Source organism: Pseudodesulfovibrio karagichevae, assembly GCF_041414475.1.
GTDB classification, from domain to species: Bacteria; Desulfobacterota; Desulfovibrionia; order Desulfovibrionales; family Desulfovibrionaceae; genus Pseudodesulfovibrio; species Pseudodesulfovibrio karagichevae.
Window position 1 is genome coordinate 37,404 of the sequence record NZ_JBGLYH010000021.1, and the last position, 20,591, is coordinate 57,994.

Genomic DNA, 20,591 nt, shown 5'->3' on the forward strand with positions numbered 1-20,591 from the left:
CGCGAACGGGCTCAGCGCGTGGCGTAGTAGATGGAGCTGACCTGGCCGCCGGGCAGGGCCTGGCTGGACTTCACCTCGACCATGCGCCCGCCCGCCAGGGCCACCACCTGCTCCACGGCGTCCACCGGGATGGCGTGGGTTTCGCTGTAGGGCCGCGCGGCCGCCAGCGGGGGCTGCTTCCCGGGCCGGTCCGAGGCTGGGACGACCTGGACCGCAACGGCGCACTGGGCCGTGTCGGGGTTGGTCATGGGTCTGGCGAGATAGTCCAGGGCGGTGATGGCCAGCACGTAGCTTCCGGGCGCGGCCGGTGAGGCGGCCCGATAGTTCATGTCCACGGAGTCGCCCGGCTGGAGCACGGTCTGGGGCAGGTTCAGCCTTCCGTGGTTGTGCGCCATCTCGTCGGTGTCGAGGTTGTACCAGTGATGGACGAGGCGCACGGGCGTGTTGGTCCTCTGGTCCATGCCGATGGGGTGCCCGCCGGTGTTGGTCACGGTCACGGGCACGGTCAGCTTGGAGCCGTGCTCCATAGCCATGGCCTGCTCACCGGTCGACACGGCGCAGGCCAACCCCTCCTCGGGGTAGGTGTACACGGCCTGGGCGCTGGGGCAGTGGAAGGCGGCCAGCCCGCCGGGCTTGAGCACGCGGATGAACTCGGCGATGTATCGGATTCCCACGTGGGGCCGGATGTGCTGGAGCACGTGGGCGGTGTGGACCATGTCGAAGCTGCGGTCGCGGAACAGGGAGAGGTCGTCGGCCTCGTTGAGCCGGTACACGCAGCGCATGCCGAATTTGTTGAATTCCTTGGCTTTGGCGAGCATGGATGGGGCGATGTCCACCCCCACGCAGGTCTTGAAGTGGCCGCACAAGGCCTGCGTCAATCTTCCGACTCCGCAGCCGAAGTCCAGGGCGGAAGCCCGCCCCTCGGGGAGCCCGTTGGTCTCCATCCACTGGGCGATCCCCGCGATGTAGCTGCTGCCGGTCTCAAAAAATTCCTGTATATCCCAGGCGTTGTCTATCTTATCAGGGGATGAGGCCACGGCCCACAGGGGGTCTTCCTGGCCAAAGGTGTTCCAGTTCCGTTGCAGTTCCTTCAGGTACATACATGCTCTCCTTTTGCGTCCGGCGGATCATGTACGGACGTCCGGTAAAGCATTGCATGTCCCATGCCAGGAGAACGGAAGGGCAGGGGCGCGGGCCGGGACGCAATGTCCCGGCCCGCTGCGGGTTGCGGGTTAGATAATGGCCTCGATGAGCCGGGGGCCCTTGGCGCTCAGGGCGGCGCGCAGGGCGTCGGCAAAGGCCTGGGTGGTCTCGGCGCGCACGGCCTGGACGCCCATGCCCTCGGCGATGCGCACCCAGTCCAGCGACGGGTTGTGCAGGTCGAGCAGGGAGACGGCCTTGTCGCCCCCGGCCGCGGCCCGGACCATCTTGAGTTCCTGGTTGAGGACCGCGTACGAGCGGTTGGCGTAGAGCACGGTGACCACGTCCAGGTTCTCCCTGGCCTGGGTCCACAGGGCCTGCACGGTGTACATGCCGCTGCCGTCGCCCTCCAGGCAGACCACCTTGCGGCCGGGCGCGGCCACGGCGGCCCCGGTGGACAGCGGCAGGATGCCGCCGATGGCGCCGCCGGTCAGGGCCAGGTAGTCGTGGGGCGCGGCCGTGGCGAGCAGGTTCGCGTAGGGCAGGGTCGAGGTGATGCCCTCGTCGGTGACGATGGCGTTCTCGGGCAGGAGCGCGGCCACGGTGCGCAGGGCGGCCTCGGCGGTCAGCGGACCGTCGCCGGGCAGGGCGGGCGGGTCCAGGGGATACATGGCGCAGTCGGGCGAGGCGTCCACGGCGGAGGCCAGGTCGGCGAGGGCGGTGTTGCCGTCCTCGCTGGGGTGGGCCAGGGTCAGGATGGCGCAGTGGGGCGGTGTCAGCCAGCTTTCCTGTTCGGGATAGGCGAAGAAGGAGACCGGCGGTTCGGCGCCCACGAGAAGGAGCTGCTCGAACTCGTCGAGCCGGGCCAGGACGTCCCGGCCCCGGTAGGGCAGCCGCTCGACCACGGGCGCGCCCGCGCCGGAGCGCATGCGCGGGGTGAAGGTGTCGCAGAACAGGGTGGCCCCGGTCTTGGCAGCCACGCACCCGGCGGCGTGGAGGCCCTCGCCGTAGAGCACGGACCCACGCATGAGGATGGCGGTCTTCTTGCCGTTGGCCAGGGCCCTGGCCGCGGCCTCGACGGCGTCCGGAAACACCGGGGCGGGCCCCGGAGCCGGCAGGGCGGGCGCGGGGCGTTCGGCCGGGAGCCAGGCCGTGTCCGCAGGCAGGATCAGGGTGGCCACCTGGCCGGGGGCGACGCGCGCGGCGCGGACCGCCTCGGCGGCGTCCAGGGCCACGTTGCGGGAGCTGCGCGGGCGGCGGACCCAGTGGGAAATGGCCTCGGCGAAGCCCTCCACGTTGGAGGTCAGGGGCGCGTCGAAGCGCACGTGGTAGGTGGCGTGGTCGCCGACGATGTTGACCACCGGGGACTGGCCCTTGCGGGCGTTGTGCAGGTTGGCCATGCCGTTGGCGAAGCCGGGGCCGAGGTGCAGCAGGGTGCAGGCTGGTTTGCCGGTCATGCGGGCGTAGCCGTCGGCCGCGCCCGTGGCCACGCCCTCGAACAGGCAGAGCACTCCGCGCATGCCGGGGATGCGGTCCAGGGCGGAGACGAAGTGCATCTCCGAGGTGCCGGGGTTGGCGAAGCAGACTTCCACGCCGCTGTTGACCAGGGTGGCGAGCAGGCTGTCCGCGCCGTTGCAGTCGGTGCACTGGCCGGTTTCGCTGATTTCAGGGGTATGTTGAGGCATGATTCGACTCCTTTTTGCAGGTGTTGTGGAGTATGCGGTTCCGGGCGGGACCGGGGCGGGAATCCGAAGGGTCGGCGTCTCGTGGCGGGACGGGCGATCATTGGCGGGCACGGGGCCCGGCGGGAAAAAACAGTTTCCGCCATGAACGAGGGTAGCCAAGAGGGGGATGCGGGTCAAGCGGGTGCGCGGGAAATCATCGCCTGAAAAAAGAACGGCGGGCCGCGACGCATGGTCGCGGCCCGCCGGGAATGTTCGGATAGGCGGGGGTTACAGGTTGGCCAGCAGGAGCTCGCCGAATTCCTTGCAGCCCACCTGGGTGGCGCCGTTGATCTGGGCGGCCAGGTCCACGGTGACCTTCTTGGCGGCCAGGGTCTTCTCCACCGAGGCGTGGATCAGCGCGGCGGCTTCGGTCCAGCCGATGTGCTCCAGCAGCATGGCCCCGGACAGGATCAGGGAGCCGGGGTTGGCCAGGTCCTTGCCCGCGATGGTCGGGGCGGTGCCGTGGGTGGCCTCGAAGAAGGCCAGCTTCTCGCCCATGTTCACGCCGGGGGCCAGGCCGAGCCCGCCCACCTGTGCGGCCAGGGCGTCGGAGATGTAGTCGCCGTTCAGGTTGGTGGTGGCGAGCACCGAGTACTGCTCGGGGTACATGAGCACGTTCTGGAACATGGCGTCGGCGATGCGGTCCTTGATGATCACGCCCTCGCCGTCCTCGCCCTCGCGCACGACCCTGCCCTTGTACTCCTGCTCGGCCACTTCGTAGCCCCAGGCGCGGAAGCCGCCCTCGGTGGTCTTCATGATGTTGCCCTTGTGGACCAGGGTTACGGACGGCCTGCCGTCGGCGATGGCGAAGTCGAGGGCCTTTCTGACCAGACGCTTGGAGCCCGCCGGGGTGATGGGCTTGATGCCCACGCCGGCGGTGACGTCGATGTTCGCGCCGAGCTCGTCCACGAGAAATTCGATCAATTTCCTGGCTTCCGGGGAGCCGGACTGGTATTCAATACCGGCGTAGACGTCCTCGGTGTTTTCGCGGAACACGACCATGTCGACCAGGTCGGGACGCTTGACCGGGGACTCGATACCCTTGAAATACTTGATGGGACGAATGCAGGCGTAGAGGTCGAAGACCTGCCGCAGGGTGACGTTCAGGCTGCGGAAGCCCTTGCCCACCGGCGTGTTCAGCGGGCCCTTCATAGCCAGGTCGGCCTGGGCCAAGGCGTCCATGGTCGCCTTGGGCAGATGCTCGCCGGTCTCGGCGAAGGCCTTCTCGCCCGCCAGCAGCTCCTGCCAGTCGAGCTTGTTGGCCCCGCCGTAGGCCATCTCCACGGCCTTGTTCAGGACGGGGCGCGCGGCGGCCCAGACTTCGGGGCCGATGCCGTCACCTTCAATGTAATAGACAGTTCTGGTAGCCAATGGGTCCTCCTGGGGCAATGTGGTCGGGACTGTTGTGAAATGAAGAAGCGGACTATGACGCTTATTCGGCCGGATTGCAAGCGGCCCGGCCCCGGAAAAACCCGGCCGGGAGCGGGTTCCGGCCGGGGACATGACAGCAAGACGGATGATTGGAGACACGGTGCAGGCTGAAATCGAGATGGTCAAGGCGTTGTTGAGCGGGGGCGGCCGGGTGGTCGTCCTGACCGGGGCGGGGGTGTCCGCCGAGAGCGGTGTGCCCACCTTCCGGGGCCGCGACGGGCTGTGGAAGCACCACCGGGCCGAGGACCTGGCCCGGCCCGACGCCTTCGCCGCCCACCCGGAGCTGGTCTGGGAGTTCTACAACTGGCGGCGCAGGCTGGTGGGGGACTGCTCTCCCAACCCGGCGCACCTGGCCCTGGCGGCCATGGAGCGCCAGATACCGAATTTTCTTCTGATCACCCAGAACGTGGACGGCCTGCATACCCGGGCGGGCAGCCGCAAGATCGTCGAGATGCACGGCTCCCTGTGGCAGGTGCGCTGCACGGTCTGCACCCACGCCCGCGAGGACTTCTCCGAGCTGCCGCCGCTGCCGGACTGCCCGGTCTGCGGCCACCTGCTGCGCCCCGGCGTGGTCTGGTTCGGCGAGCCGCTCACGCCCGGCGTGCTCCGGCTGGCCATCGAGGCGATCGGCAAGGCGGACGTGTTCCTGGCCGTGGGCACCTCGGGCCTGGTCCAGCCCGCCGCGTCCTTCTACCAGCTGGCCAAGGACCACGGGGCCGTGACCGTGGAGATCAACCCCGAGCCGACCCCGAACACCGGGTTCATGGACTTCGCCCTGCACGGCCCGGCCGGGGAGATCCTGCCCGAGCTGGCCGCCGGGCTGGCGGAGTGACGGCATGCCGGACCGGATCTTCTTTGAACCGCTGGCTCCCGAGCGGGAGGCCGAGGCCCTGGCCCTGGTCCGGTCCGTGTTCGACGCCATGGTCGCTCCCGGTTTCTCCGAACAGGGGCGCGCCTCGTTCAACGACTACCTCGACAGGTTCGCCTTTTCCCGCCGGGAGGGCGAAGGGGTCGCCCTGGCCGCAGTGCGGGACGGCATCCTCGTGGGCGTCCTCGAGGTGGTGGGCGGCAACCATGTGGCGCTGTTCTTCGTCTCCCCAGACTGCCAGGGGCGCGGCGTGGGGAAGGAACTCATGCATCGGGCCGTCGAACGGTGCGGGCGAGACGACTCGGGCCCGGCGGCGTTGACGGTCAATGCCTCGCCCGGTTCGGTCAAGACGTACGCCGGGATGGGATTCGCCGCCGACGGCGGCGAGCGGGAGCGTGACGGCATCCGGTTCGTGCCCATGACGCTTCCCCTTCAGCCCCTGTGAAACCCGGCCCCGCTTGACGCCAAAGGCGGAAAGAGCGTAGGGGGTTTTTCTATGCAAACACCCATATCATACAACTACTTTTGTGGACGCGGGTGGCGTAACGTCAAGCGGCCCGATTCCTAGACGCGCGCTGAAGCGATCCGCTGCCGGTCCCGGCGGCGGCGTGCTTGCGCGCGCGTTTGGACATCGGAAAGCCGCTGGTTCGTTGCCAGCGGTTTTTTTCGTCAACGCGCACCGAATCGGGGAGCCGGGAAGCTTTCGCCCGTTTCGGCCCGGAACGCGCAACCGTTCGGAGGAACACCATGTCTGTGAAGAAGATCTTTTTGCCCCAGGACCAGATGCCCACCCGGTGGTACAACCCCATGCCGGACCTGCCCACGCCCATGGCTCCGCCGCTCAACCCGGAAACCATGGAGCCGCTCACCCCGGACATGCTCTCCCCTATCTTCCCGGATTCGCTCATCGCCCAGGAGATGAGCACGGACCGTTTCATCGACATCCCGCAGGAGGTCCTGGACGTCTACAAGATCTGGCGGCCCTCGCCGCTGGTGCGCGCCGACAGGCTGGAAAAGGCCATCGGGGCCAAGTGCAAGATTTTCTACAAGGACGAGTCCGTGTCCCCGGCGGGGTCGCACAAGCCCAACACCTCGGTGCCCCAGGCGTACTACAACAAGATGGAGGGCGTGACGCGGCTGGCCACCGAGACCGGAGCGGGTCAGTGGGGAACGGCCCTGTCGTTCGCCTGCGCCCAGTACGGCATGGAGTGCGTGGTCTACATGGTCAAGGTCTCCTACGAGCAGAAGCCGTACCGCAAGATGATCATCAACACCTACGGCGGGACCATCCACGCCTCGCCCTCGGAGCAGACCCGCACGGGCCGGGAGATGCTGGCCAAGGACCCGGACTGCAAGGGGTCGCTCGGCCTGGCCATCTCCGAGGCCGTGGAGGACGCGGCCACCCATGACGACACCAAGTACGCGCTCGGCTCGGTGCTCAACCACGTCATCATCCACCAGACCATCACCGGCCTGGAGGTCCAGAAGCAGCTCGCCATGATCGGCGAAAAGGCCACCCACCTGGTGGGCTGCGTGGGCGGCGGCTCCAACTTCGGCGGCCTGGTCCTGCCGTTTCTGCCGCAGAAGCTCGAAGGCGACCCGGTCCGGTTCATCGCGGTGGAGCCCAAGGCGTGCCCGACCCTGACGCGCGGCGAGTACCGCTACGACTTCGGCGACATGGCCCGGCTGACCCCGCTGGTCAAGATGCACACCTTGGGCCACGACTTCATGCCCGCGCCCATCCACGCGGGCGGCCTGCGCTACCACGGCGACGCGCCCATCGTCTGCAACATCGTCAACGAGGGGCTGTGCGAGCCGGTGGCCTACTTCCAGACCGAGTGCTTCGAGGCGGCCAAGCTGTTCATGCAGACCGAGGGCTTCCTGCCCGCGCCCGAGACCTCCCACGCCATCAAGGGGGCCATCGAGGCGGCCAGGACCGCCGGACCGGACGACGTCATCGTCTTCCTCTACTCGGGCCACGGCATGCTCGACCTGGCCTCGTACGACGCCTTCAACCAGGGGCTTCTGACCAACTTCGAGCTGCCCCAGCGCGACATCGAGGAGGCCCTCAAGGCCTGCCCGGTCGTCAAATAGCGGTCCGCGATCCCGCACCATCCCGCCCCCGGCCCGGAACTCCGCGCCGGGGGTTTTCGTGTTTCCTTGCAACAGGGCCGCGCCCCTGTTAATCATGGTGCCGTATTCATTGATCAAGGAGACGAATCATGCCGACCTTATGGAAGAGAATGTGTTGCGCCGCACTGCTTTTGGCCCTCCTGGCGGGGCTTGGCGCATGCGGGACCCACGAAGCCCCGGCCCCGAACGACAACGCCATCCGCCAGTCCCTGGTCGGCAAGACCTGGACCCTGCGCACGATCGTGTCCCGGGACTTCGACGACGATCCGGCGATGACCCTCAAGTTCAACGCCGACGGCACGGTGGAGGGATTCGGCGGGTGCAACGCCTTTACGGGCACCTACACCCTGACCGACAATTACCTCGAGTTCGGCCCGCTGGCCGCCACGCACAAGTCCTGCGGCCCGATTCCGGACGAGCGGGAGTACACCTACCTGACCTACCTGGCCTCGGTCCGCCGTCTGGATACCCAGACCGGGCCGGACGAACTCGTCCTGCTGACCGAGAACCAGAGCGAACTCAAGTTCACTTCCGGCGAATCCGGCGGCCTGTTCTGGTAATCCCGGCCCGTCTCAAGACGCAAAAAAACCGCCGGTCGCCCGAGAAGGGCGGCCGGCGGTTTCTGTTTGATCGGTCGGCCGAGCGGCTGCCCGCAACCTCCTATTTCTTTTATTTGAGCGACGCCTTCAGCCGCATGATCCGCTCATAGGACTGCTCGATGCGCGCCTCGGGGATGGTCCCGTCGTCCACCAGGGAGCGGACGGTCGCGTGGACCTTCTCGACGATGTGCTCGTCATAGGCGAGGTTGTTGCCGAACAGCAGGATGTCCGCGCCCGCCTCGATGGCCTGGCGGATGGCCTCCCTGCGTCCGTACTCGTCGGCGATGGCCCCCATGTTCATGTCGTCGGTGACGACCACGCCCTTGAAGCCGAGCTGGCCGCGCAGCAGATCAGTGATGACCTTTTTCGACAGGGTGGCCGGGTACTTGGGGTCGAGGTGGGCGTTGAAGATGTGGGCGGTCATGATCATGTCCACCTTGCCGCCTTGGATCAGCTCCCGGTAGGGGATCAACTCGGCCTCGGACCAGGTGCCGGTCACGTCGGTCAGCCCCTTGTGGGAGTCGGTCCCGGCCGAGCCGTGGCCCGGGAAGTGTTTGAGGCAGGAGAGCACGCCCGCCCGGTGCAGCTCGCCCATGAAGATGGAGGCGCATCGGGCCACCTGCTCGGGGTCGCCGGAGAAACTGCGGTCCAGCCTGCCGATGGCCGGGCTGTCCGGGTCGACGTTCACGTCCACCACCGGGGCGAAGTCGAGGTTGAAGCCCACGGACGAGAGGGTGGAGCCGACCATGAACCCGGCCGTGCGCACCTTGAATTCGCCGCCCGCGCACAGGTCGGCCGCGGACGGGGTCTCGTGGAAGCCGTATTCCTTCTTGAGCCGCTGGACCTTGCCGCCCTCCTGGTCCACGGCCATGAACAGGGGGATGGCCGCGTTGGCCTGGAGGTCGGCGATGAGCTTTTCGACTTGGGTCTTGGTCTTGATATTACGGCGTCCGTTGCCCCAGAACATGTCGTAGTCGAAGAGGATGATCCCGCCCAGGTGGCGCTCGCGGATATCGCGGACGATGGTCGAGTCCCTGTTCACGGAAAAGCCCCGGAATCCGGCAAGGATCATCTGGCCGATCATGGCATCCAGGTCGGCGGCGCGGGCGGGCGTCGGGCAGGGGAGCAGGCAGAGGGCCAGCAGGAGCAGGGCGGCGAGACGGATGCGCATGGCGGGACTCGTTGGGCTTGAAGGGTTGCGGGACCCCGCCAGCATAGGGTGGGCGGGCGCTCGGCGCAAGGACGAAACCGGTTTGCGCCGGACCGGATTTCCTATACATTGCGGCATGCACGTTCGCACCGCACATCCCGGATTCTTCCGCCGCGTCCTGCGCCACGCCTGGGTCGATCTCGTCCCGCTGGTGCGCGGGGAGGAGGCCGCCCCCCTGTCCAACCGGGAGGCCCAGCTGTGGGCGCTGGTCCTGACCTCGCGCCGTGTGCCGCACCGGTTGCGGCGCCTCCCGGCAGAGCGGGGCGGCGGGTTCGCGGTCATGGTCCAGGAGTGGTTCGCGGACCGCGCCGCTCGGGAGATCGAGCTCTATTTCGAAGAAAACCGCCCGGAGCCGGCCGGGACGGACCTGCCCGACCTGCGCCCCGTGGGCGGGCTGGAGCCGACCCTGTTCGGCCTGGCCCTGCTGGTGCTTTCCTACTGGGCCTACTCCCGGACCTACCCGAGCCTGGGGCTGTACCCGGACCTGTGGGTGAGACTCGGCAGCGCCGACGCCGGGGCCATCCTGTCGGGCCAGTGGTGGCGGCTGTGCACGGCCCTGACCCTGCACGCCGACGGGCCGCACGTGGCCGGGAACGCGGTCATCGGCGGGGTGTTCATCTGGCTGGCCGCGCGGCGGCTCGGGTCGGGCGCGGCCTGGATGCTGACCATGGTCTCCGGGGTGCTCGGCAACCTGTTCAACTCCCTGGTTCTGGGCGTCCATCACGACGCCATCGGCTTTTCCACGGCCACCTTCGGGGCGGCCGGGGTGCTGGCCGGGATCACCCCGTTCGGCGTGGGCGGCGGGCTGCACGGGCTGGGCAGCGGCTCGTGGCCCAAACGGTTCCTGCGCTTCACCCGCACGGCGCTCATCCCGTTCGGCGCGGGGCTCGGCCTGCTGGCCATGCTCGGCGCGGGCGACGGGGAAGGCAACACCGACCTGGGGGCGCACCTGTTCGGCTTCGCCTCGGGCCTGGGGCTGGGGGCGCTCACCGGATGGGCGGCCACCCGGCGCGGCCTGCCGGGCAAGGCGGCGGACTTCAGGCTCTACGTGGCGGCCCTTCTGCTGCCTGCGGCCGCCTGGGTCTGGGCCTGGCTGGCATGATTTCCGGGCTTGTGCTAGGCTGCCTTGATCGGTAAGGATGTCCCTCCAAAGCGTTTCATCAGGAGTTTCACGTGGCTGAGCCCGTCGTCGACATACAGGGTCTGAACTATTCGCCGGGCGGCCTGCCGGTGCTGGAGAACGTCGATCTGCGCATCGAGCGGGGCGACTACCTGGCCGTACTCGGCCCCAACGGCGGAGGCAAGTCCACCCTGCTCAAGCTCATGCTCGGGCTGGTCCGGCCCGACAGCGGCTCCATCCGCGTGCTCGGCCTGCGCCCGGGCGACGCCGGGGGGCGCATCGGCTACCTGCCCCAGCACACCGTGGTCGGGAGCTCCTTCCCCATCACCGTGCTCGAGGCGGTCTGCATGGGCACGGTCAAGCCCGGCTTCAAGGGTATGTCCGGCCGCCATTCCAAAATCGACCATGAAAAGGCGCGCCAGGCCCTGAAGAAGGTGGACATGCTCGACTATCAGGCGCGTGGCCTGGCCCGGCTGTCCGGCGGCCAGAAGCAGCGGGTGTTCATCGCCCGCGCCCTGGTGGACAACCCGGAACTGCTCCTGCTCGATGAGCCCACGGCCAGCGTGGACTCGGCCAGCCGCATCGCCCTGTTCTCCCTGCTCAGCGAATTGAACAAGGACATGACCGTGATCATGGTCAGCCACGACATTTCCTCCCTGGCCTCGGGTGTCAAGTCCGTGGCCTGCGTCAACCGGACGCTGCATTTCCACAAGGCTCCGGAGATCACCGACGACATGTTCACCATGACCTACGGCGGGTCCGGCGACCAGTGCTGCCCGGTGGAGCTGGTCACCCACGGCCACGTGCCGCACCGCGTGCTCGCCCCCCATGAGCGGGCCGACACGGTCACCGCCTCGGACAAGGACGGTGAGTCATGATGGATGTCTTAAGCTTCGACTTCATGCAGAACGCCCTGGCCGCCGGGCTGCTGGCCAGCCTCATCTGCGGGATCATCGGCTCCCTGGTGGTGGTCAACCGCATCGTCTTCATCTCCGGCGGCATCGCCCATGCTTCCTACGGCGGCGTGGGCCTGGCCTTCATCCTCGGCCTGCCGGTCCTGCCCGTGACCTCGGCCTTCACCGTGTGCATGGCCCTGATCATGGCCATGGTCACCCTGCGCGCCCGCGAGCGCGTGGACACGGTCATCGGCGTCATCTGGGCCTCGGGCATGGCGCTGGGCATCATCCTGCTCGACTTCACCCCCGGCTACAACGTGGACCTGATGAGCTACCTGTTCGGCTCCATCCTGGCCGTGCCGCGCTCCGACCTGTGGCTCATGGCCGTCCTGGCCGCCATCGTCATTGTCCTGGTCCTGGTCTTCTACCGGGGCTTCATGGTCATGAGCTTCGACGAGGAGTTTGCCCGCTCGCGCGGCGTGCCCGTCAATTTCCTGTATATCCTGCTCATCGTCATGGTCGGCCTGAGCGTGGTCATGATCATCCGCGTGGTCGGCCTCATCCTGGTCATCGCCCTGCTGACCATCCCGCCCTTCATCGCGGAGCGGCGGACCAGCTCGCTCAAGGTCATGATGGTCGTGTCCACGGTCCTGTCCGGCATATTCACGGTCACCGGGCTGATGTTCTCCTACGCGCTCGACATCACCTCGGGCGCGTCCATCATCGCCGTGGCCGCCGTCGGCTTCTTCATCTCCCTGCTCATCCCGCAGAAAACCGCATAGTTCGTAAGGGGTTGGTTTTTCCCATGGAATGGCTTTTGCAAATTGTCCGTAGCGGGTGTACATCTTTTCCTGGCCCAAGGCCCGACAACCGGCCCGGCGCATGACCATGGAATACAAAGACAAGCTCAAACAGGAAGGATACACCCGGTACCGGGGCGCGGTGGACGCCTCGGTGTACGAGTACTTCAACTGCGACTGTTCGTGGAAGGCCCAGTGGTACCTGAAAAAGGGCCACTACCGCTGCTGCGGCTGCAAGGAGCGGTGTGAAACCCGCGACCCCGAAGGGTTTCAGCTCTTCCTCGACCTGGGATAAGGCAACCAAGGAAGGACAATGCGACGCATCCTCATCGCCCTGAGCCTGGCCCTGGCCATGACCCTGGCAGTGGCCCCGGCCGACGCCTCGGACTACATGGACATGGACATCTGCCTCGGCAAGCAGATCCTGGGGCGCATCCTGTGCAAGGACCCCCAGGAGATCAACTACGTGGCCAAGGTCAAGGACAACATCTATCTGTTCTCCGTGTTCTACGCCAAGCAGGAAGCCCGCTTCGTGGTCGGCATCTCGGACAGCAAGATCCGCGTCCAGGGCAGGGAATTCCTCAAGCTCACCCGGACCATCCCCTACGAATTCAACAAGAGCACCAAGTGCGCCGTGGTCGAATACTCCTCCTCGGAATGCACCCGCACCGAGCCTCTCGTCTGCTGCTCCGAAAAGACCGAGGAGGACGTCAAGGAACAGAAGTTCTGGGACCGTCCCATCCCCGACCTGCTCGAGGAGGACCTCAAGAAGGCCCTGGAGGTCGCCCCCCCGGACGGGCAGCCCGCCCAGGGACAACCGCAGGGCGGGCAGGGCGCTCCGAGTGCGCCTCCGGCCCAATAGCCCGATTGAGAGCAACAGAAAAAGCCCCCGCAGTCTTTGCGAGGGCTTTTTTTGCGGGGCTCGTCCGAGAAAGGGCGCCCAAAAAAGAGGAAAGGAGAGGCGGGCCGGAGGCCGCCTACACCCGCCGCAGCCAGAGCAGGAGTGCGATGAGAGCGACGGTGGGGTAGAGGGGCCACCATATCTTGTAGACGATGCAGGCGGCGGCCACGCCGCCGAGGAGCAGGGCGTAGGCCCAGGCCTCGAGCATGCGCTTGAGGGAGCGCATGAGGTCGCCCGGGACGCCCTCGTGCCGGAACGGCTCCAGCGGAGAATCCATGGCATCCGGACCCGGCGCGGCGCGGCGGGAGGACTGGAGCTTGTTGCCGCAGCGGGCGCAGGCCAGGGTCTCGTCGGAGTTCTTGGCTCCGCATTTGGTGCAGGTGATCACAGGGCTGTTATGGCCGTCCGAAGGCGGAAAGGTCAAGGGGCGGCCCGGCCCTTCCATCCCGGCGCGGTTGGTGATAATGCTTTTGCAGGAAAATCGGAGATGGCGCAGCATCGCGCAACTCCCATGCGCTATTGAGGATAATCGGACCCATGAGCGAAGCACCCGCACGAGACACATCGAGGCCGGACAAGGAAACGCGTCTTGCCGCCTACCAGAAGAAGCTGCGCGCCCTGAAGGAGCGTTCCTCCCTGCGCGAGGTCATGGAGCGGGAGATGCTGCTGGCCGTGCTGGAGAACAACAGCCCGGCCATCAACGAGTACCCCATGCTCGAGGCCCAGCGGTGCAGCGTCGAGGAGCTGCTCTGCGGCCGGGCGGGGCATCCCGGGTACGAGTTCCTCCACGAGCGGGTCGGCCGGTTCCTCATCCTGCTGGCCCACTTCGACAAGGCGGTCAAGACCGGGGACGCCGACCGGCGCGAGGAGCTGGAAGCGACCCTGCTCAACACCGAGGCCGTGCTGGTCAAGTGCGCCCAGGGCGTCGTCTACGCCATGGCCTTGGTGACGGACAACTTCGAGGAACTGGTCCTGCGCTATTTCGGGAAGCAGAGCCTGGAGCAATACAGCGCGCTCATCGAGAAGCACCAGCTGGACCAGGCGTTCTGGAACGCCTTCGTGGAGGAGTTCGTGGCCAGCCGGGTGGAGGAGGCCCACCGGGAAATCCTGGAGGGCGAGAAGTACCAGATCGCCAAGGAGCGGACCTTTCTGGTCATCCGCTTCCTGTTCGACGACATCCTGTCCAAGCTCAACCCCACGGACCAGGATATTTCCAAGACGCGCATCCAGAACAGCTTCATCGCGGCCCGCGAGGAGGCCGAGGGCAGGGAGCGGGCCAAGCTGGTCCAGGCCATGCTGGTCAAGGGGGTGAAGCCCCTATCCCAGTTCGACAGTTTTTCGGCGGGCGAGCTGCTGCACGCGGCGCGCGTGACCTGCATGGACCCGGTGGCCGAGGAGTTCGAGACCCAGTACAAGGCCCGGGTGGCCGAGGCCGAGGCCGTTCGCCAGGGCGAGGCCGGGACGAAAACGCCCGAGGAGCGCGAGAGGGAGCAGGGCTGGTTCAAGTTCGTGCTGGATCAGTTGGTGGGGCTGGGCGTGGGCGCGTCCATCGCCATCGGCGTGACCAGCGAACACTTCTACAAGGCGCTGGAAACCGTGGTCCCGGACCAGATCAAGGGCATCCTGCCGTTCAAGAAGGACTTCAGCCTGCCGGTGCTCGAAAAGATTCTCTACTTCCTCCTGGAGAACCACTTCATCCAGATTCTCAAGGAATGCGGGCGCGAGGAGGGCGGCAAGATCCAGGTGCGCAGCGGCCGCGCCCGGCGCGTGCCCGCTTCGGCCGTGAACGACCTGCGCGGCATGTCCAAGATCCGCAAGAAGCAGCTGTTCGGCAACGACGTGACCAGGGAGGACACCCTGCTGTTCAAGCCCAAGACCGCCCAGCAGCTGAGCGAGGCCATGTCCATGCTCTCGCTCGAACCCGCCCTCCAGCGGGAGTTGGCCGAGCTGTGGAAGCGGGCCGTGTTCCGGGTGGACATCATGGTCCTGATCAACCTCGAACTGGTGGCCAGGGGAACGACCAACCTGACCGTCCGGCTGACCGAAATTCTCCAGAAATACGGCGTGCAAAAGACCGCCTGACCCGTTGCCGGGCGGCGGTCCGCATGGGGGCGTTGTTTCCGGCGCGGCTAGCGGCGGAAGACGATGGTCTTGTTGCCGTCCACGATGACCCGGTCCTCCAGGTGCCACTTCACCGCCCGGGCCAGGACGTGGCGTTCGATGTCGCCGCCCAGCCGCTTCAGGTCGTCCACGTCGTGGCTGTGGGTCACGCGGATGACGTCCTGCTCGATGATCGGGCCCTCGTCCAGCATCTCGGTGACGTAGTGGGCCGTGGCCCCGATGAGCTTGACGCCGCGCTCGTAGGCTCGGCGGTACGGGTCCGCGCCCACGAAGGCGGGCAGGAACGAGTGGTGGATGTTGATGATCCGGCCCGCGTAGCGCTTGACGAAGTCCGAGGTCAGGATCTGCATGTACCGGGCGAGCACGATGAGGTCGGCCTGGCCGTCCATGAGCTCGATGATGGTGTCCTCGGCCGCGACCTTGTCGCGCAGCGACGGCCCCACGGGCACGTGGTGGAAGGGCACGTCGAAGTTCTCGACCTCGCGCCGCAGGGTCGGGTGGTTGGAGATGACCATGGACACCTCGGTCTCCAGGTCGCCGCGCTTCGAGCGCCAGAGCAGCTCCATGAGGGCGTGGTCCACGTGGGAGCAGAGGATGACCATCTTCTTGGGCACCCACACGGGGTTCAGGGACCAGTCCATGACGAAGCCGTTCGTGACCTCCTCGGCGAACTCGCGGCGCAGGTCGTCCAGGCCGTCCATGTCCAGGCCGGGCAGAAAGAATTCGTTGCGCATGAAGAACCGGCCGCCCTCGGGGTCGGTGGAGTGCTGGTCCGAGTGGATGATGTTGGCGTTCTTGCGGTGCAGGAAGCCGGAAACGGCGGCGACGATGCCCGGCTGGTCCGGGCAGGTGATCAGCAGCCTGACGGTGCTTTCCTTGGATTCGGTCATGGTCTTGGTAGCCTTGATGTATGCTGAAAGATGTTCGGTCCGGCCGGAAAACGGCCCGGTCCGGGCGCAAGTTTGCGCTTTACCGCAAATGGCGGGTGAATAAAAGTCTTTTCCTCGCCTGCCGTCCGGTAGGGGTTGGCAAGGACGGCTTTCGGCAGTATAGGCAGGGCTGATTATTTTTCGACGACAACCACAAACGAGGATCGCATGTCTGAATCCGCTTTGCAGAAAGTGATGGATCACGCCTCGGCCGGGCTGGCCGCGCGCAAGGCCTTCTTCGACACCAAGGCGGAACTGGTGGTCGAGATCGCCCGGGCCATGGCGGTGTGCCTGGCCGGGGGCGGCAAGGTCATGTTCTGCGGCAACGGCGGGTCCGCCGCCGACAGCCAGCATCTGGCCGCCGAATTCACCAACCGGTTCCGCATGGAGCGGCCGCCCCTGCCGGGCCTGGCCCTGACCACCGACACCTCGGCCCTGACCGCCATCGGCAACGACTACAGCTTCGACGAAGTCTTCTCCAAGCAGCTCCTCGCCCTGGGACGGCCCGGCGACATCCTGGTGGGCCTGTCCACCTCGGGCACCAGCACCAACGTCATCCGGGCCATGCGCGAGGCCAAGCGCAACGACATCGTCACCGTGGGCCTGACCGGCCAGAGCGGCGCGGAGATGGCCTCCGTGTCGGATTTCCTGGTCACCGTGCCCTCGGGGGACACCGCCGTCATCCAGGAAATCCACATCGCGGCCGGGCACATGTTCTGCCACCTGGTGGACCACTTCCTGTTCGAGGCCGTGGCCGAACTGACCCCCTACCTGCCGGAATCCCGGGGGTAACCCCGAACCCGGACCGAAAAAAAGCCCCGCGATCGTTTGCGGGGCGTTCACCGTTTCTGAAAGGATGGCCCCGACCAAGTCGGGGCCATCTTTTTTGGCGTCCGGGCCCGTCGGCCGCGAAACCGGACGCCAGGTCTATGCCGCTTTGATGAACGGCTGCGCGATGAAGTAGAGTCCGAGAAGGGCGATCAACCCGCCTGCCAGACGGCGGAACACCAGTCCGCCGCGCTGCCAGGCCGAATTGGCGAGCAGTTTCCCGACCAGGGCGGTCGAGCCGCCCGCCGCGGCGATGGGGATGCAGTGCCCGGTGGCGAAGAGCAGGATGAAGATCACGCCGGTCAGGACCTTCTCCTGGACCGTGATGATGGCGAGGATGGGAGCGATGAAACCGAAGGTGCAGGACCCGGACAGCACGCCGTAGGCCAGCCCGATGACGAAGGCCCCGAGCATGCCCTTCAGCTTCAGCCTGGCCATCAGCCCGCCGGACAGGGAGCAGCCGGACACGCCGAGCATGTCCAGGGCGACCCAGAGCAGCAGCGCCCCCACGGCCATGGTCCAATAGGGCCCCACATCGCCGAGCATGCGGCCGAGCAGGGAGCAGACGACGCCTATTGCCGCAATGGTGATGAACAGACCGGAGGTGAAGAGCAGGGCGTACACCGAGGCGCGCCTTCCTTCGATGATCCTGTCCTGCCCCGCCACGTACCCGACGATGAGCGGGATCGACGCCAGATGGCACGGGCTGAACAGGACGCTGACCATGCCCCAGAGAAAGCAGCCCAGCGCGCCGAGCAGCGCCCCGCTCGTCATCCATTGATTGATGAGGATGAACAGCTGGTCCATGCGAACCTATCGGACGCCCAGCTCGGCCAGCCTGGCGACGATGCTCTGCTTGTCCAGATAGCCGACGTGCCGATACCGTTCCTTGCCCTGCGCGTCGTAGAATATCTGCGTGGGGATCGCGGTGACGCCGTACTCGGGCGCCACTTCCCGATGCTCCCAGACATCGATGAAGGCGATTACGGCCCGTCCATCGTATTCCCTGGACAGTTCCTCGATAATCGGGGTCATCATTTTGCACGGGATGCAGGAGTGCGCGCCGATGTCCACCATGGTGACCTTCCCCGCTATGGGCAGGGGGTGGGGCGCGCCGGAAATCAGATCGGCCGCCGAGACCGGCGCGCCGGGTTCCTGGGCCTCGGCGGGGACGGCGAAAAGGGCCAGGCACACAAGGAGAAGCAGGAAAACCGGGAGCACGATGCTTTTTTTCACAGGTCGTATCCTTTGTCGGGTTTGGCGGTTATTGCGACAACGCTCCTGCCGGATGATGGACCCGGACCAGGGTGCCGGGGCCATGCTCACTCTCCCCCCTCGGGAGGAGCGCCTGTTCCGTCCATCCTGCGGAGCGTTGCGGATTACATTTGGCATTTTTTTCAACTGTTATTGCAAAAAAAACGGTTTCAGGGCGTTGAACCCCGTGCCGGTCCGTACTTACCGGCGTCACTTCCCATCGGCCCCGGCGTGTTCCGCAGCCAGCATCCGGCGGAACGCCTCGGCCGCGTCGTGATCCAGCCCGGCGCTTTCAAAGATCGCCGCGGCGAAGCCGACCGGGGCCGTACCCGGAGCGGTGATCACCCGGTTGTCGGTCACCGCGACCGGCTCGGGCCGGAAGAGCGCGGAACCGGTGTAGCCCGGGGCGTGCCGGTGGAGGTAGTCCGCATCGTTGGAGGTGTGCCGGACATCGTCCAGGAGCCCGGCCCGGGCCAGGGCCAGGGTGCCGCCGCAGATGCCCGCGACGATGCCGCCCTTGGAATGGTGGGCCAGGAGCAGGTCGTCGAGGACCGGGGCGTCCTCGGTCTCCCAGATGGTGCCGCCGACGACAACGATCACGCCGGGGGCCCATTCCGGGACGGCCTCCACCCCGTGGGCGACAATGGCGGACAGCCCGCCCATGGAGCGGACCTCGCCCGCGGCGGGCGCGAAAAATCGGATGTTCAGGCCGTAGAAAGGCCCGCCCGCTCCGGCGATGAGGCCGTATTCCCAGTCCGCGAAACCCTGTGTGAGGATGATGGCCACTTTCTTCATGACGGGAACCCTTTGGGTTTGGCGTGTCGGCCTGCCCGGATCGGGCCGGTCAGAAATCCTCCCGCTTGATGCGGATGGTCAGCCCCTTTTCTCGGAGCTTCTGGGCCAGGATGTTGGCGCGCTGGATGGTGGGAACCGTGCTGATGACCAGTTGGGCGATGCCGTTATCGTCCCAGACCCAGATATTCTCGGGCAGGACCAGGCCCGCCTTGCGGGTGGCGTCCAGGAGCTTTTGCCGGGCCTGTTCGCGCTGGCCGAAGGACTCCTGGTCCAGGGATTCGCCGCAGGCCAGGACCCACCAGCCGCGCGGCCGGAGGCTCGGGTCGGTTTCCTCCCCGAAGCTCTTGGCGGTCAGAGCGGCCTGCTTGGCCCGCACCACAGCGGTCATGCGCAGGATGCTTTCTTCTAATTGCCTGATATTGTTTGGCATATCTGTTGTTCCCTCAGGACGGCTGCAGCCAGTCGCGTCAATGTATTGTTACTCCGGGCACTGGGGAATGGCAAGCATCGCCGCAGCCGGAGGGGGGATTTTCCGGCCCCTTGCGCAGGACCGGACGCGGATGTATCGTGTGCAATATGGTCTACTTGTCCGGCTCCACCCCCAGGCGCACCCCCTTTCGGCGGCTGACCCGAGTCCTCCTCGGGCTCGCGGCGGTCTCGCTCATCGTCTGGGGGCTGGCCTCCATCCCGTACGACATCCTGCGGGCCGAGCGCTCCCGGCTGTTCGGCGAGGACGCCACCTCCGGCCTGGTGCTCAAGCTGCGCACGGACGAGGACCCGGAACATCCCCATGCCCGCGTGGTCATCGAATACACCTACCTGGACCCGGACGGCTACGCGCGGCGCGCCGAGGCCCGCCTGCCCGACAGCCTGTGGCGTCGGTACCGGCCGGGCACGGTCATCAAGGTCCTGCTCGTCAGGGGGCGGCCGGATATCGCGCGCATCCCGGACGAGGTCGAACCCGCCTTCCAGGTCTGGCTCAGAAATCTGATGAATTGAGCGGCCGGATCAGCCGCCGTACTGCTTGGGGAATTTCTCGCCCATGAGGTATTCCATGGCCTCGCGGTCCACGGTGCCCGAGGCGATGAGGAACTCCAGGCCCGCGATCATGGGGTGGTAGGTGATCCCGTACGGCATTTCGTCCGCCGGACCGTACAGGAACCGCTCGGCGGGCATGGCCTCGTCCACCTCGATGAGCCCTTCGCCCGCCAGAAACGAGGGCAGCACGTGGTCCAGGATGACCCCGCCGGGCAGGGTGGTCCACAGGTGATAGGTGCCCAGGGCGTCCTCGCCGGACTCGTTCTCGACCATCTTGCGAAAATGCGCGGGCGTGACCGGAAAACGCATCTCGCCGTCCACGGCCACGTTGCCCATGGTCAGCACGCCGCCCGGAATGTGGAATTTCTTGGCCAGCATATGGTACATGCCGAAGTTCACGTTCAGCGCCTGCACCGCCCGCTGCTTGAACGGAATGTGCCCGGTCTCCTCGATGGCGTTCAGCACGGCCCGGTCCAGAACCACCGCCGTCTCGTTGACCGCCACATCCCCCAAACCCAGCTTTTTGGTCCGCGATACCGCGCCCTTGAATTCCTTGAGATACGTCATACGCAAGCCCTCTATCACCTCGCCCGGTACCAGGCAAGCGGGGAGAATGCCTCCGGCGGCCAGGGGGGAAGGGGGAGAGAGGGCACCCTTTGAAAAGGGCTGCCCTCTCTCTGTGCAACCGGAAACATGGGTAACAGTTCTGCCCGGGTACATGGGTAACACTTTTATTGTTCGTCCACCGGTTCCGGGGGCCTGATCAGGCCCCCGGAACCGGTGGCGGGCAGGACGCCGAGCAGG

23 protein-coding genes are annotated in these 20,591 nt (G+C 66.6%); 12 read left to right on the forward strand and 11 right to left on the reverse strand.

Going from position 1 to position 20,591, the window contains the following annotated elements:
- Positions 1-11 precede the first annotated feature (11 nt).
- From AB6M95_RS09200 to icd, 3 genes are all read right to left on the reverse strand, one after another.
- Positions 12-1,100 (reverse strand): class I SAM-dependent methyltransferase, encoded by a 1,089-nt coding sequence (locus tag AB6M95_RS09200; protein ID WP_371386440.1) that lies wholly within the window; start codon positions 1,098-1,100, stop codon positions 12-14.
- 132 nt (positions 1,101-1,232) lie between these two features.
- Positions 1,233-2,825, reverse strand: a complete 1,593-nt coding sequence (locus tag AB6M95_RS09205) for an acetolactate synthase large subunit (RefSeq protein ID WP_371386441.1) — start codon at positions 2,823-2,825, stop codon at positions 1,233-1,235.
- 267 nt (positions 2,826-3,092) lie between these two features.
- Entirely contained in the window at positions 3,093-4,235 is a 1,143-nt protein-coding gene (gene icd / locus AB6M95_RS09210; RefSeq protein ID WP_371386442.1) for an NADP-dependent isocitrate dehydrogenase, read from the reverse strand.
- A gap of 160 nt (positions 4,236-4,395) precedes the next feature.
- On the opposite strand from icd, the gene AB6M95_RS09215 reads away from it, so the two are divergent.
- From AB6M95_RS09215 to AB6M95_RS09230, 4 genes are all read left to right on the forward strand, one after another.
- A complete protein-coding gene (locus tag AB6M95_RS09215) occupies positions 4,396-5,127 on the forward strand; it encodes an SIR2 family NAD-dependent protein deacylase (RefSeq protein ID WP_371386443.1) in 732 nt (243 codons plus the stop codon).
- A gap of 4 nt (positions 5,128-5,131) precedes the next feature.
- Positions 5,132-5,608 (forward strand): GNAT family N-acetyltransferase, encoded by a 477-nt coding sequence (locus tag AB6M95_RS09220; protein ID WP_371386444.1) that lies wholly within the window; start codon positions 5,132-5,134, stop codon positions 5,606-5,608.
- 302 nt (positions 5,609-5,910) lie between these two features.
- Entirely contained in the window at positions 5,911-7,257 is a 1,347-nt protein-coding gene (locus AB6M95_RS09225; protein ID WP_371386445.1) for a TrpB-like pyridoxal phosphate-dependent enzyme, read from the forward strand.
- Between the two features lie 128 nt (positions 7,258-7,385).
- On the forward strand, positions 7,386-7,856 hold the full coding sequence (locus AB6M95_RS09230) for an META domain-containing protein (RefSeq protein ID WP_371386446.1): 471 nt from the start codon (positions 7,386-7,388) through the stop codon (positions 7,854-7,856).
- A gap of 109 nt (positions 7,857-7,965) precedes the next feature.
- On the opposite strand, the gene AB6M95_RS09235 is transcribed toward AB6M95_RS09230, so the two are convergent.
- Positions 7,966-9,066: a glycoside hydrolase family 3 protein gene (locus AB6M95_RS09235; protein ID WP_371386447.1), complete on the reverse strand. Its 1,101-nt coding sequence runs from the start codon at positions 9,064-9,066 to the stop codon at positions 7,966-7,968.
- A gap of 115 nt (positions 9,067-9,181) precedes the next feature.
- Here AB6M95_RS09235 and AB6M95_RS09240 point away from each other — a divergent pair, with 115 nt between their 5' ends.
- The 5 genes from AB6M95_RS09240 (at position 9,182) to AB6M95_RS09260 (ending at position 12,783) form a co-directional block, all read left to right on the forward strand.
- Positions 9,182-10,207, forward strand: a complete 1,026-nt coding sequence (locus AB6M95_RS09240) for a rhomboid family intramembrane serine protease (RefSeq protein ID WP_371386448.1) — start codon at positions 9,182-9,184, stop codon at positions 10,205-10,207.
- A 71-nt stretch (positions 10,208-10,278) separates the two neighbouring features.
- Positions 10,279-11,103, forward strand: coding sequence for a metal ABC transporter ATP-binding protein (locus AB6M95_RS09245; protein WP_371386449.1), 825 nt, complete (start codon positions 10,279-10,281; stop codon positions 11,101-11,103).
- Positions 11,100-11,903 carry a metal ABC transporter permease gene (locus tag AB6M95_RS09250; RefSeq protein WP_371386450.1) on the forward strand — a complete coding sequence of 268 codons (804 nt, stop codon included), beginning with the start codon at positions 11,100-11,102 and terminating at the stop codon, positions 11,901-11,903. Before AB6M95_RS09245 ends, AB6M95_RS09250 begins: the two co-directional genes overlap by 4 nt.
- Before the next feature lie 106 nt (positions 11,904-12,009).
- On the forward strand, positions 12,010-12,216 hold the full coding sequence (locus tag AB6M95_RS09255) for a DNA-binding protein (protein WP_071547142.1): 207 nt from the start codon (positions 12,010-12,012) through the stop codon (positions 12,214-12,216).
- Positions 12,217-12,234: 18 nt separating this feature from the next.
- Entirely contained in the window at positions 12,235-12,783 is a 549-nt protein-coding gene (locus AB6M95_RS09260; protein WP_371386451.1) for a hypothetical protein, read from the forward strand.
- Positions 12,784-12,898: 115 nt separating this feature from the next.
- On the opposite strand, the gene AB6M95_RS09265 is transcribed toward AB6M95_RS09260, so the two are convergent.
- Positions 12,899-13,210 carry a zinc-ribbon domain-containing protein gene (locus AB6M95_RS09265; RefSeq protein ID WP_371386452.1) on the reverse strand — a complete coding sequence of 104 codons (312 nt, stop codon included), beginning with the start codon at positions 13,208-13,210 and terminating at the stop codon, positions 12,899-12,901.
- 149 nt (positions 13,211-13,359) lie between these two features.
- On the opposite strand from AB6M95_RS09265, the gene AB6M95_RS09270 reads away from it, so the two are divergent.
- Positions 13,360-14,904, forward strand: coding sequence for a hypothetical protein (locus AB6M95_RS09270; RefSeq protein WP_371386453.1), 1,545 nt, complete (start codon positions 13,360-13,362; stop codon positions 14,902-14,904).
- Between the two features lie 47 nt (positions 14,905-14,951).
- Here the strand turns inward: AB6M95_RS09270 and purU are convergent, their stop codons facing one another.
- Complete coding sequence (gene purU, locus AB6M95_RS09275; RefSeq protein WP_371386454.1) at positions 14,952-15,833, reverse strand: formyltetrahydrofolate deformylase; 882 nt, start codon at positions 15,831-15,833, stop codon at positions 14,952-14,954.
- Between the two features lie 207 nt (positions 15,834-16,040).
- On the opposite strand from purU, the gene AB6M95_RS09280 reads away from it, so the two are divergent.
- Positions 16,041-16,664 carry a D-sedoheptulose 7-phosphate isomerase gene (locus AB6M95_RS09280; protein WP_371386455.1) on the forward strand — a complete coding sequence of 208 codons (624 nt, stop codon included), beginning with the start codon at positions 16,041-16,043 and terminating at the stop codon, positions 16,662-16,664.
- 135 nt (positions 16,665-16,799) lie between these two features.
- On the opposite strand, the gene AB6M95_RS09285 is transcribed toward AB6M95_RS09280, so the two are convergent.
- From AB6M95_RS09285 to AB6M95_RS09300, 4 genes are all read right to left on the reverse strand, one after another.
- A complete protein-coding gene (locus tag AB6M95_RS09285) occupies positions 16,800-17,507 on the reverse strand; it encodes a cytochrome c biogenesis CcdA family protein (protein ID WP_371386456.1) in 708 nt (235 codons plus the stop codon).
- Between the two features lie 6 nt (positions 17,508-17,513).
- Positions 17,514-17,888 carry a thioredoxin family protein gene (locus AB6M95_RS09290; protein ID WP_371386462.1) on the reverse strand — a complete coding sequence of 125 codons (375 nt, stop codon included), beginning with the start codon at positions 17,886-17,888 and terminating at the stop codon, positions 17,514-17,516.
- A gap of 276 nt (positions 17,889-18,164) precedes the next feature.
- Entirely contained in the window at positions 18,165-18,749 is a 585-nt protein-coding gene (locus AB6M95_RS09295) for a DJ-1/PfpI family protein (protein ID WP_371386457.1), read from the reverse strand.
- Between the two features lie 49 nt (positions 18,750-18,798).
- Positions 18,799-19,179, reverse strand: coding sequence for a hypothetical protein (locus tag AB6M95_RS09300; RefSeq protein WP_371386458.1), 381 nt, complete (start codon positions 19,177-19,179; stop codon positions 18,799-18,801).
- A 146-nt stretch (positions 19,180-19,325) separates the two neighbouring features.
- Between AB6M95_RS09300 and AB6M95_RS09305 the strand changes: the two genes are divergently transcribed.
- On the forward strand, positions 19,326-19,748 hold the full coding sequence (locus AB6M95_RS09305) for a hypothetical protein (protein WP_371386463.1): 423 nt from the start codon (positions 19,326-19,328) through the stop codon (positions 19,746-19,748).
- A 9-nt stretch (positions 19,749-19,757) separates the two neighbouring features.
- On the opposite strand, the gene AB6M95_RS09310 is transcribed toward AB6M95_RS09305, so the two are convergent.
- Positions 19,758-20,354: a hypothetical protein gene (locus AB6M95_RS09310; protein ID WP_371386464.1), complete on the reverse strand. Its 597-nt coding sequence runs from the start codon at positions 20,352-20,354 to the stop codon at positions 19,758-19,760.
- Positions 20,355-20,591 lie beyond the last annotated feature (237 nt).